At 54.4% G+C, this 12,153-nt stretch carries 11 protein-coding genes; 5 read left to right on the forward strand and 6 right to left on the reverse strand.

All coding sequences use genetic code 11. From position 1 onward, the window contains the following. Positions 1-40: 40 nt before the first annotated feature. The 3 genes from G403_RS0106000 to G403_RS22370 form a co-directional block, all read right to left on the reverse strand. On the reverse strand, positions 41-574 hold the full coding sequence (locus G403_RS0106000) for a hypothetical protein (protein WP_027853190.1): 534 nt from the start codon (positions 572-574) through the stop codon (positions 41-43). 413 nt (positions 575-987) lie between these two features. Beyond that, positions 988-2,751 carry a HEPN domain-containing protein gene (locus G403_RS0106005; RefSeq protein ID WP_027853191.1) on the reverse strand — a complete coding sequence of 588 codons (1,764 nt, stop codon included), beginning with the start codon at positions 2,749-2,751 and terminating at the stop codon, positions 988-990. A gap of 238 nt (positions 2,752-2,989) precedes the next feature. Next, the gene (locus G403_RS22370; RefSeq protein ID WP_051298602.1) at positions 2,990-3,568 is read right to left on the reverse strand and encodes a DUF2726 domain-containing protein; all 579 of its coding nucleotides are present in this window, start codon (positions 3,566-3,568) and stop codon (positions 2,990-2,992) included. 115 nt (positions 3,569-3,683) lie between these two features. On the opposite strand from G403_RS22370, the gene G403_RS0106015 reads away from it, so the two are divergent. Beyond that, positions 3,684-5,177 carry a carboxypeptidase M32 gene (locus G403_RS0106015; RefSeq protein WP_027853192.1) on the forward strand — a complete coding sequence of 498 codons (1,494 nt, stop codon included), beginning with the start codon at positions 3,684-3,686 and terminating at the stop codon, positions 5,175-5,177. A gap of 19 nt (positions 5,178-5,196) precedes the next feature. On the opposite strand, the gene G403_RS0106020 is transcribed toward G403_RS0106015, so the two are convergent. From G403_RS0106020 to G403_RS0106030, 3 genes are read right to left on the reverse strand one after another with little or no spacing between them, the layout of a single operon-like run. Further along, positions 5,197-5,952 (reverse strand): heme ABC transporter ATP-binding protein, encoded by a 756-nt coding sequence (locus G403_RS0106020; RefSeq protein WP_036232756.1) that lies wholly within the window; start codon positions 5,950-5,952, stop codon positions 5,197-5,199. A 1-nt stretch (position 5,953) separates the two neighbouring features. Beyond that, positions 5,954-6,979: a FecCD family ABC transporter permease gene (locus tag G403_RS0106025; protein WP_027853194.1), complete on the reverse strand. Its 1,026-nt coding sequence runs from the start codon at positions 6,977-6,979 to the stop codon at positions 5,954-5,956. A 1-nt stretch (position 6,980) separates the two neighbouring features. Then, the gene (locus tag G403_RS0106030; protein ID WP_027853195.1) at positions 6,981-7,820 is read right to left on the reverse strand and encodes a heme/hemin ABC transporter substrate-binding protein; all 840 of its coding nucleotides are present in this window, start codon (positions 7,818-7,820) and stop codon (positions 6,981-6,983) included. Positions 7,821-7,946: 126 nt separating this feature from the next. Between G403_RS0106030 and G403_RS0106035 the strand changes: the two genes are divergently transcribed. The 4 genes from G403_RS0106035 (at position 7,947) to folE2 (ending at position 12,153) form a co-directional block, all read left to right on the forward strand. Continuing rightward, a complete protein-coding gene (locus G403_RS0106035; RefSeq protein WP_051298604.1) occupies positions 7,947-10,022 on the forward strand; it encodes a TonB-dependent hemoglobin/transferrin/lactoferrin family receptor in 2,076 nt (691 codons plus the stop codon). Between the two features lie 11 nt (positions 10,023-10,033). After that, positions 10,034-10,465 carry a heme utilization cystosolic carrier protein HutX gene (gene hutX / locus G403_RS0106040; protein WP_027853197.1) on the forward strand — a complete coding sequence of 144 codons (432 nt, stop codon included), beginning with the start codon at positions 10,034-10,036 and terminating at the stop codon, positions 10,463-10,465. Next, complete coding sequence (locus G403_RS0106045) at positions 10,462-11,028, forward strand: HugZ family pyridoxamine 5'-phosphate oxidase (protein WP_051298607.1); 567 nt, start codon at positions 10,462-10,464, stop codon at positions 11,026-11,028. The genes hutX and G403_RS0106045 overlap by 4 nt, the downstream gene beginning before the upstream one ends. A 246-nt stretch (positions 11,029-11,274) precedes the next feature. Continuing rightward, positions 11,275-12,153: a GTP cyclohydrolase FolE2 gene (gene folE2 / locus G403_RS0106050; RefSeq protein ID WP_211232652.1), complete on the forward strand. Its 879-nt coding sequence runs from the start codon at positions 11,275-11,277 to the stop codon at positions 12,151-12,153.

The following is a 12,153-nucleotide window of genomic DNA, read 5'->3' on the forward strand; positions in this document are numbered from 1 at the left end:
GAAGGCTAGAGGACCATGAATCTTATCGATGGAATTTTAATTAAAATTCGATAACTATACGTTTTGACTTAAAAGTATATCTAGATGTAATCCAGCATGAAATCAAAAAATTACTAGACACCTTATGATCATACGCTTTAATAGCAGGCTCGATTCGATCAAGAATATCATAAAACCCAGATTCTTCTTTCTGCTGAAAGATAAACACCTTATTAGATGAGTCAGATTGCAACAGTTTATTGAAGTCATACAGCAATCCACTTGACTTTGAGTCGGACAGCTCTATCTCAGCTACTAATGGTACTCCAACGAAATTACCATCCAAATCAAATTCTCTTAGAGTGAAGTCATAAAGCCACTCTCCACCAGAACCACCTTTTCCGCTCGACCTGGCTTTTAAAAGCTTTATATCTGAAGAAAGACTTTCAAGCTCTCTTGATAACTCATCCTTGATATCTTTATTTTTATGAGTGCTATACCATATATATTTTTCCCCTTTTCTCTTGGCTTCCAACTTATTGTGATTAGCCTTTCGCTCCAGATTACAAAGACAGACTTCTACCGTTTCGAGCATATGAAAATCCCTTTAAGAAAGACAAACAAAACACCTAATAAATAATAATAAAATATTGTTATGATTAAAAGTTACGTTTAGGAAAAATATGATAAAGATCTACCCTGTCTTCTCGGCAACCACTCAATCACCAGCAGCCAAACATTTCCTATCCTCAAAACTTAACGTCAACACATGGGCCGCAACGAAGCGAAACGCATAGAAAACACCTCCCAAATCAGCGCCATAGCGGCGAAATAACACTTTCATCATCATTTCTGCGCTTAATTACGACCTTGGTCCTACCCACCATTCGCGAGATCCTTCTCACGCCTTGAAAACACGTCGAACAGCTTCTCAAACACGCCTATATCTCTGTGTCACATAACGCTTCAAACACCGGGAGAACTACAACGTCCGCGTGCTTTGAATTTTTAGATTCTGTCGTTCTCGAAAAACAAATCGATATTTCCCTCATTAAATTTAAGCCCTTTTTCACTTAGTCGTTTATAATACGAAGAATAGTCTAACTCAACCATTTTAAATACCTGATCGATTGAATTGAGAACATGATCTTTGGACCCTAACGACATCAGATAAGAAAATATTGTATCGAGATAATCATGTGTATTTTCGATAAGAATTTCGGTATAGGATGGTGTCGTGCCATCATGCACTATCATATTTCGTGCCCGATAAATTCGGCGTATTTGCCAATCTACTCTCAGCTTATGTGAATCAAGTGATGAAATAACATGCGATGGACTAGACATCAAATACTCTAAATAGGAAAATCTTTCACTTAGGAGGTGGAAGTCGTTAAATCGCCCTTTCAGGTCATTCCTTAACCCCTCATATTTATCTAGAGCTAATAAATTTAAAGTTTTTTCCGGGATTCCAGTGCATTCCACTTCCTTGAAAACCCTCTTGCTAATACCCGAATTCCACAAGAGCAGGTCTTTCGACAGCCTTATTACAATCTTTTGTATATATCCAATGTTTAAGAATGGCATTATAGAACTGGAAATATGCTCTATTTGAGAGAGTTTATCGTCATCTTTCGATGGAAGGAGAGATTCTAGAGCAGTCCACAGGTTTATAAGTTGATTTTCTATGGAGTCACTAGCCAAGGCTAAAGCATGAAGGTCAGCACTTCGATTGAATCGGAGAAATGACTCTTTTTCCATCGAAAAACCATCCATAAACTTGTTCAGTTTTTTTGATGCAGCTCCTATCTTTAGATCTTTGCATTTATGCATCGGATTGAAATGGCTAGAAACTAGTTTTCCGTTTTTCAGGTCTGGAGAGATAACCAAACCCTCTGTTATTTTCTTAGGCGACTCCTTGTGATGATATAGTCCTATCAGAGTCTGAAGCTGATCTATTTTTGAGTCCGAGTATTTTTTTGCCTTTTGATACTCTTTTGCCTTGCACTTTGTAATCAGGTAGACCTGATTATTTCCTAGATTGAAATTACAATCATCGATGACTTTAGACAACTCGCCATTATTTTCAGAGATGCATATACCCAACTTTTCTGCAGAATTTTTAAATCCCTTTAAAAATAACGGACCTTTATAAACTACCTGAAATTCATCAGGCTCATTTTTGAAGTTTTCTAAGAATAGGGAAATATCAGAGTTGCCTGAAATCCGATTTCCTGAATAGTGAAAAAAGTCTCTAGCTATTCTCTGAATATACTTTTCAGAATATCCATTATTAAGCAGTGTTGTTATATAGCTTCGTGTTAAGCTTCGAATGCTAGAGAGATCTTTTGTCTCACAGATTGCCTCAACTAAAAGCTCCTCATTTTTAAGCTTATATAGACTTAATGGCATCTGATTTAAAATAAGTTTTAAGCACGTTAACTTGCTTTTATCAGGTTTTTTAGGATCTTTTAATGTTGATTTAACCCCTCCTAAATCAACCAAAATTGACGATTGAGCCACTATGTCTTTATCTAGGTTCTCGCAAAGCTCATCGATAACATGCCTAAAGTTAGGGCTCTTAATTGTGCCAGACTCGATTCCCATATAAGTTTGGATCGCCTCTCTTACCAATAAGACCGTATTCATGGCTGATGGCTTGTAGGTGTCTAGAGTAAATTCGAATAAAAGTTCATCTACAAGTTGCGCGAAAAGTATTAACTCTTTTGAACCTTGAGAGTCATCCCATTTGTGTAAGCTTCGAAATTTCATCTTATTCTCTATTTAAATCTAACATTCCGTATTATGGGGCCACACATGGCCCCATAATAATTATTAGAGGGGCAGCCCCTTTTATTAGCCAACAATAAAAACTTATTATTTTTAAATGGCTGAATATAAAGCACTATTTTATTAGTCAGTTCGAAGCCTACTATATTAAGGGGAAGCATACCCTGGCCACCCCCAACTCAAAGGGGCCTGGCCGTAGAGTACCCCAAAAGCCCCCGATTCACGCACCACCCTCCGCCTCACTATCAAAACTCGTTCTCCCGACACTCTCAGGCTTCTCTTTCTGCGGCTTATCCACACCTGCCAGCGCCTCGGCCAACCGCGCTTCGATATCTGCTTTCTGGTACCCCCGCTTGGCGGGTACTCGGATAAGCGTCAGTCCTGCCTGTTCACACACGGCCTTTAGCAGTTCATCGCGCTGGGCACGGCTGTTCTGTTTATGGCTGGCGTCGTCCAGTTCAATAGCGCATAGGGGTGTGAGGTCATCGGCATTGCAGATAACGAAGTCGAAGTGTTTGGCGCTGATGCGGTTGAAGGCTTTTTGCCACTGGCTGCGGTTTCGGTTGGGCTCGGGTTCTATCAGATCAGCGACGCGGACTTTACCGAAGATGCGGTGCTGGGTCGGGTCGATGATGGAGTCGAGCACGCCGAGGAAGGAGCGTTCGGCGGCGGTGAACAGGGCTTTGCGCTGGCGGTAGCGGTGTTGGCCGTCGGCGGGCTGTGAGGCGGCGCGGACACGCTTTTTGGTGATCATTACAAAAATGACCAGCACCACCACGAAGGGTATGATCCATTCCATCGACCTATTTCCTTTTTTATCCCTGTCGATTAACGCCTACAGCCTTGAAAGCGCGGATGCTTCACAGTCTGTCGGGTGATTAGTCGTTTGGCAAGTTTCAATACCGGAGAGCCGTATGAGCGCCTATCAATCACTGGTTAATCAATTCGCCCGCCTGAACAAGCTGGCCCATGCCAGTACCTTTCTGGGCTGGGATCAGGAGGTGATGATGCCGCCCGGTGGTGCGGAGAACCGGGCTCAGGCGATGGCGGAACTGCATCAGTTGCAGCACGAGATGATCACCGCAGAGCGGATGGGTGACTGGTTTGAGGAGGCGGCTCAGGAGAGCCTCTCGCCCGATCAGCAGGCCAATCTGCGGGAGATGCGCCGTCAGTGGTTGCAGTCCAGCTGCCTGCCGTCCGATCTGGTGCAGGCGCAGTCGCTGGCCTCCTCCCGCTGTGCCCACGCCTGGCGTGAGCAGCGCAAGCACAATGACTGGAACGGCTTCCTGGGTAACTTCAGGGAGCTGGTGAATCTCTCCCGGCAGGAGGCGCAGGCGCGGCAGGCCGCAGCCGACGGTGCTTTTACCACACCCTACGATGCCCTGCTTGATCTCTACTCCAGCGGCGACACCAGCGCGTCGATCGGCCAGGTGTTTGAGGGGCTTAAGGCGCAGTTGCCCGGTTTGATCGATCAGGTGATCGAGCGCCAGCAGCAGCGCCCGGCGGTGGACTTAACAGGCCAGTACCCGATTGGTGATCAGGAGCAGCTGGGCCGCACGGTGATGGCGGTACTGGGGTTCGATTTCGGTAAGGGGCGGCTGGATATCAGCAGCCATCCGTTCAGTACCGGCGTGCGCGGCGATCACCGGATCACCACCCGTTACCAGGAGAGTGGTTTTATCGACTCGTTGATGGGTATCGTCCATGAGACCGGACACGCCAGTTATGAGGCGGGCCTGCCGGCAGACTGGGATGGGCAGCCTGTGGGTGAGGCGCGCAGCATGAGCATTCATGAGAGCCAGAGCCTGCTGTTTGAGAAGCAGCTTCTGCTCTCCAAGCCTTTTGTTCAGTACCTGACGCCGCTGATCAAACAGCACTTCCCGGTATTGAGTGAGGTGACGGCGGATCAAATCTGGCAATCCATGGCTCATGTGCGTCGCAGCTTAATCCGAGTGGAAGCGGACGAAGTGACCTACCCGATGCATATCGTCCTGCGTTATGAGATCGAATCACAGTTGATCAATGGCGAGATGGAGGCCGAGGATATCCCCGCTGCCTGGGCAGAGAAGGTGCAGGCCTATTTAGGGCTGGATACAACAGACAACTACGCGGATGGCTGCCTGCAGGATATCCACTGGCCCTCCGGTGCCTTCGGGTATTTCCCCTCCTACACCCTGGGCGCGCTGAATGCGGCTCAGTTCTTTGCCGCCATGCGCCGGGATATCACCGGCCTGGATGAGCAGCTGCGGGCAGGCGATGTTTCGGCGTTGCGTCAGTGGCTGGCTGATAAGGTATGGAGCCAGGGCTCTTTCCTGAGCGCTCAGGAGCTGATGACCCGCGCCACCGGCGAGGCCACCAACCCGGAATACTTTATCAACCATATTCGTCAGCGCTATCTGGCGGATTAAGTCCCATCAGCCGGGCCCACTACGCCATCACCAGCCGGTCATCCTGCAACCAGCCAAAGGTTGGCCGGTAGTTCCACACCTGACCGATGCTGTCCGGTGCCAGCACTTCGTCGGGCTTGCCTTCAAAACGCGGGCGGCCCGCCTCCAGAATCAGGCAGCGCTTGCAGTAGTGCAGGGTATGGTTAAGGTCGTGGAGGATGCTGATCACCGCATATCCCTCCTCGGCCAGTGTGTTGATCAGTGTCAGCAGGTGGTGCTGATGGCCCAGGTCCTGCGCCGATGTGGGCTCATCCAGCAACAGTAACGGCGGCTGTTCTGCCTGACTGAGTTGCAGTAATACGCGGGCGAGCTGAACACGCTGCTTCTCACCACCTGACAGGGTGGGGAAAGAGCGCTCCCTGAGATGCAGACAGTCGCACAGCGCCATAACTCGCGTTATCTCCTCGCGCACGGCCCGTTGCGAGAGTTTCAGCGGTATCGAGCCCAGCGCCACCACCTCTTCCGCCAGAAACGGGAAGGTCAGCTGGCTGGCCTGGGGCAGTACACCCAGGTGGCGAGCCAACCGGTCAGCGCACCAATCCAGCCGATCACAGCCGTGCAACTCCACCTGCCCCCGATGCCTGCAATCACCACAGATCGCTTTGAGTAGCGTGGATTTACCGGCCCCGTTCGGGCCGAGAATCGCCAGGGTTTCGCCCGCATCAACCGCAAGCGTATCCAGGGACAGCAACGCCTTGCCGTCCGCCTCACAGGTCAGGTTTTCGATTCTCAACATATCAAAGCTTCCCCAGCTTGCGCTGTTTTAAAAGAAGGGCCAGAAAAAACGGGGCGCCGATCAACGCGGTAATAATCCCCACCGGAATCTCGGCCGGCGGCACCAGCACCCGCGCCAGAGTATCCGCCAATAGCAGCATCAATGCGCCACTGACTGCGGCCAGCGGCAGCAGGCGCTTATGATCCGGCCCCACCAGCATCCGCACGATGTGAGGCACCACCAGGCCAACAAAGCCGATCACACCGGTATTGGCCACCGCGATACCCACGGCCAGCGCCGTCAGCAGTATCAGTTCCAACTTGAGCCGCTCCACCCGTATCCCCAGATGGCGAGCTTCCGCTTCACCCAGCAACAGTGCATTCAGCGCCGCAGCCCGGCGCTGAAACTGAAAGGCGGTCATCAGCAGGGCTAGGGCTGACAGCACAATCCCCGTTGAGGAGGCGGAGGTCAGCGACCCCATCTGCCAGAGACTGAGCGAGCGCAGATCCTGATCGCTGGCGAAATAGCTCATCAACCCGATCGCCGACCCGGCAAATGCGGCCAGAGCAACGCCTGCCAGTAGCAGGATGGTGACCGATGTGCCGTTGGCAGTGCGGGCCAGGGCATAGACGGCCAGTGTGGTCAGCAACCCGGTGGTGAAAGCCGCAACCGGTGTCGCCCAGGCCACCCAGGCCAGCGGTGCCATAACGATGGCAAGCACGGCCCCCACGGCAGCACCAGAAGAGACACCGATGATGCCCGGGTCCGCCAGCGGATTGCGGAACAGGCCCTGCATCACCGCCCCGCACTGCGCCAACAGCGCTCCGGTGAGCATCGCCAGCAAGGTGCGCGGCACCCGCAGATCGACAACAACGGCACGCTGATAATCCTGCAACTGCGCCAGCTGCCAATCAAACAGATGGTCCAGCAGCGCCAGCAGGCTATCGACACTGGACAGCGCCAACGGCCCGGTGGCGATGGAGAGCACCGCACTCATCACTAAACCCAGCATCAGCAGCAGCGCCACGCCCGGGGCAGAAGCTCTCATCTCACTGCCCCTGTATCTGTTCGACCACTTTCAGCGCTTCACGCACGGCACCGGGCCCGATGCCGGCGACCAGTGTGCGGCCATCCACACCGATGATCCGTCCCTTCTGCCCGGCCGGCGTATGGCGCAGCAATGGCTGCTGTTGCAGCAGTTCAGCGGCCGCATCGCCATCCCCCTCCCCGGCTACCAGAATCAGCTCCGGTTCATAGGCCAGCAGCGTCTCTGCCGTGACGGAGCGGTAGTTTTCAAAGTCTGCCGGGTTGATCGCTCCCGTCAGCTTTATCAGTGCATCCCCCGTCGTCCCCGAGCCGGACAAGCGCAGTCGGTTCTCCGCCGTGAGCAGAAAGAGCGTCCGTATACCGCCGAGTTCCCGTTGCGCCAGCCGGGCCTGTTGTTCGCGCAGCTTACCCAGCAGTGCATCGTCCCCCTGCTCCGGCGCCAGCCGTCGAGCTAGCTGCTGAATATTCTGCACCAGCGTCTCGATGCTATCCGCCGAGGGTAAACGAACCACTTCTACGCCTGCCGCCTCAAGCTGCCGGATGGCCGGTTCCGGCCCCATATGTTCACTCCCCACAATCACGTCCGGCGCCAGACTCAAAACCCCCTCCGCCGGGAGCGCGCGGTGATACCCTACGCTGGGCAGGCCCGATAGCCGCTCAGGCACCACGCTGGTCACGTCGATCCCGACCAGAGACTGCCCCAGCCCCAGCGCCAGAAGTATTTCGGTTGTCGCACCATCGGTACTGACCACACGGGGCACTTCGGCCCTGGAGTGTGGCGCCAGCAACATCGCCAAAAGCAGCACAAACCCAACCGATACCATCCGTACAGACAAAAGCATTGCGACTCCCTCTAGTTAAAATCGACTCAACACAGATCAAATATTAATGATAACGATTTGCATTAGCAATAATAACGTGTTTACTTATTAGAAACTCCACAACGCCACTTCGATTTGAGATGGGATATGCAACAGGTCAAGAGAACTCAGACACACAACCTCAAGCGGTCTAAACAACTCGGATGTGCTCGCGCCAGCCAGCCATGCAGCCTTGCTCTGGCCATCAGCGCGGTGCTGTGCGGTGTAACCGCTCAGGTGTACGCAGCGGACAACGCGTACAATCTGGACGAGATCACCATCAGCACAACACGTACACAGGAAACGGTCGGCGAGAGCCACCGATCAGTCGCCATAACGGACCGGGAGACGCTGGACCAACGGCAGCCAAAGTCGGTTCCCGAGGCCGTTGCATCACTCCCCAACGTCAGTATCCAGGGCGGCTCCCGCCCCTCCAACCAGACGGTTAACATCCGCGGCCTCTCGGGCAGCCGGGTGTTGCAGACACTGGACGGCGTCAGACAGGACTTTCACTCCGGCCACCGCCCCGATTACCTGCTACCGCCGGAGCTGATCAGCCGCATAGAAGTACTCAAAGGGCCGGTCAGCTCCTTGTGGGGCTCCGGTGCCATCGGTGGTGTTGTCGCCCAGCAGTCACTGACGCCCGATGAGGTTCTGAAAGACGATGCCAGCTTCGGCGGACTGGTCAAAACCGGCCACAACAGCAACAACGACATGCAGTCCTCGGTATTCGCACTGGCGGGCCGGGAGGCGTCGGTCAGTTGGCTGCTGGGCGGGTTCGGCCGCTCCGGTAATGACCTGGAACAGGGCGATGGTGCCACCCTTGAGGGCTCAGCCATCGACGATAACGGCGGTCTTGCGCGCCTGCAGTGGCAGATAGACGCCGACCAGTCGCTGGATCTGAGCTATCTTGAAGCGAACGGCGAGGGTCAGGTCCCATCCAATGGCGCAGCGCCGTCAAATCCTACCAGTAATTTCATGATCGACCGGGATACGCGGACCCGTAACTACCGCCTTGGCTACCAGTTGAATACCGCCTCGCCGCTGCTGGATGCGCAGCTCACGCTCTGGCGCAATGAAGTGGAGATGGATGAGAGCCGCGTCAGTGATGGCCGTGGCGACAATACCGAGCTGGACGCCTATGGCTTTAATCTCAGCAACCGGTCCGACCTGGGACGCTGGCGTCTCGTGTACGGCCTGGACAGTTACCGGGAGGATTTCGTCGGTAACCGCTCCGGTGCCAACCGCCCGATTCCACCCGATGGACAGACCGATAACCTGGGTGCCTTCGTCCAGGCCCGGGTGGACCTGAATGACCAGTGGATGGCCGAGTTCGGCGGCCGTCTGGATCGCTTCTCAACCGAAGCAGACGGAATGGAAGAGCGCTCAGACAGTGCCTTCTCCCCGGCTGCGGCACTGACCTGGCAGCCCGTACCCTGGGGCGATCTGTCACTACGTCATGAGCGCGCGTTCCGAGCACCCGGCGTTGAAGAGCTGTATACCACCGGCACGCACTTCTGCATGATGCCCGGTTTCTGTAACACCTTTCAGTCCAACCCGGATCTGGATGCCGAAGAAGCCGCCAACACCGAGCTGACCGCAAACGGATACTGGACCGGGCTCGCCGGTGACGATCAACTCAACCTTCAGTTATCCATCTTTGAAAACCGGGTCGATAACTTTATCGAACAGATCGTGACCAATCCGTCGTTCGGCCCGGTCATGGACCCGGGCTACACCACCTGGGTGAATGTGGACAAGGCCAAGATACGCGGCATTGAACTGAGCACCCGTTACCGGATCAACGCCTTCAAGGTGGAGCTGGGCTACGGCATTACCCGGGGTGAAGATCTGGAGACCGGTGAAGACCTGACCAACATTCCCGCGGATACCCTGACCGCCGACTTGAGCTACCGCTTCTGGCGCGACCAGATGCTGGCAGGCGTTCGACTGGAACACGCTCGCGACCAGAACCTGACCGACTATGCCGAGAACAGCAGCGATACCCGTTATGACGGCTACACCCTGACCGACCTGTATCTGGGCTGGACACCACAGTCAGTGCCGGGGCTGTCGCTGGATGTTACCGTGAATAACCTGGCCGACACCCACTACCGCCGCGCCTGGGAGAATCTGGACGAGGCCGGCCGTGAAATTATTCTCTCTACCACCTATCGCTTCTAAGGAGCCTTCCAATGACGGAGCTGACAATGACCGAGAAAGCCGCCGTACTACCCGGAGAGCAGGCGCAGGCGCTACTGGAATCGCTTAGCGACTGGGGCGAGTTAATGACCATCATCCAGCACGGCGGCTCGGTTTTCGAGTTTAAGGGGCCCTTCCCCAAAGGCCGGCTGGGGCACGGCTATTTTAATCTGGCCGCTGGAAAGAGCGGGTTTCAGGGCCACCTGGCACTGAAACTGATCCACGAGATCCGCTTCCAGGAAAGCCTGAGAGGTGGCCGGGAAAGCTACGCATTCGTTTTCTGCGATGCGGATTCAGAGCCGGTGTTTAAAGTCTTCCTGGGACGTGACGAAGAGGGTTCCCTGTTCGCAGACCAGGTTAATAGTTTTCAGCAGCTCAAAGAGAGCGCTTTAGCCAATACAACCCTGACCGGAGTCGCCTCATGACCTCATCCAACAACACACCCAGCTATCCGACCCAAAAGGCAGAGAAGATCGCAGGTGAAGTGCAGGCGTTTATCGATAGCCGCCGCAGCCTGATGCTATCGACGCTGACACCGGAAGGTGAGCCCTACGCCTCCTACGCCCCTTTCACCTTTGTTGACGGGCAGATTTACGTGTTGCTCAGTGAAATCGCTATCCACGCGGTCAACCTGCAGATCAATAAAGTGGCGTCGGTACTGATTATCGAGGACGAGGACAGTGCCGATGAGCTCTTCGCCCGCCGTCGCGTTAGCTACAGCGTCAAAGCCGAGCTGATCGACACGGAAACCGAAGCCTGGAAGCACGGCATCAAGTGTCTTTCCGCCCGGCTTGGTCCCCGCGTCGACGGCTTAAGCCAGTTATCCGATTTTAAGCTGTTCAAACTCTCGCCCCAGCGGGGCCGCTACGTTAAAGGATTCGGGCGCGCCTTCGCGCTGGAAAGCGATTCCCTGTCAGGACAGGGTATCACTCATCTGCGTGATGGCCATAAACGTCGGACGCCCCAAAACACGGTGTCCCAGGCGTAACCCGCTACCCCCGCATGCCGGGTGGCTGCTCCCTTCCAGCGACCCGCATCAGGTGCCCGAATGACCGGACGGGCACCGCCCTCTATGCCTCTTTAAAACTGTCAGGCCCCGTTCATACCCTCCCGTAAGGAACGCGCATTACCCCAGGATCTAGGAAACCATCACGCAAATGCTATGATATAACATATCCAAACTTTTAAAGAGCCCGTTGTAAACACGATGACGATCCTGACGACACACCAAGCCATGCCCGACATCTCACTAACCGATAACGCGCCGATAGCGACGCCACTGCGCTGGGTGGGTATGGAAGGCATAGATCTCCCGGTTGGACTGGAAGAGCCCGGATGCGAGCCTCGCGTGCATGCCCGTGTGGATGCACAGGTCGACCTTCCCACGCCGCAGATCAAGGGGATTCATATGTCGCGCCTGTACAGGCTGCTTGACCGGCTCACTGCACCTGCCGCACTCACATCCCGGGCGCTACATCAGTTGCTGGTCGCGATGGTGGCCAGCCACGAGGACTGCAACTCAACCAGCGCCCGGATTCAGCTTCGGTTTGATCTGCTGATACGCCGACCCGCGCTCGTCACACCCGGCCTCGCTGGCTGGACGTGCTATCCGGTGATGCTGGAGGCGACGCTGAAAGAAGGCCGGTTTTCACTGACCACGGAAGTCGAGGTTACCTACTCATCCACCTGTCCCTGCTCCGCAGCGCTGTCACGTCAGCTGATCGCCAAAGGCTTCACCGAGGCTTTTAAAGATCAGGAGACTGTCAGCCCCGCGGCGGTCAACGCCTGGCTACAGCAAAACGCCACGCTGGCCACACCGCACAGCCAGCGCAGCAAGGCGCGGGTAATGATTACCCCGCCTACAAATGATCGGTCACTGGGATTAGTCAGACTGATTGACCGGATTGAACAGGCCCTCGGCACCCCGGTACAGACAGCAGTAAAACGTGCCGACGAACAGGCATTTGCCGCGTTAAACGGTGCCAACCTGATGTTTGTGGAAGATGCGGCCCGGCGGATCGCAAGCGCCCTTCAGGGAGAATATGGCAAACCCCAAGTTAAGGTTCGCCATATTGAAAGCCTGCATCCTCACGATGCGGTGGCGCAGGCGTGA

The sequence above is a fragment of the Marinobacterium litorale DSM 23545 genome (assembly GCF_000428985.1).
Classification (GTDB): domain Bacteria; phylum Pseudomonadota; class Gammaproteobacteria; order Pseudomonadales; family Balneatricaceae; genus Marinobacterium_D; species Marinobacterium_D litorale.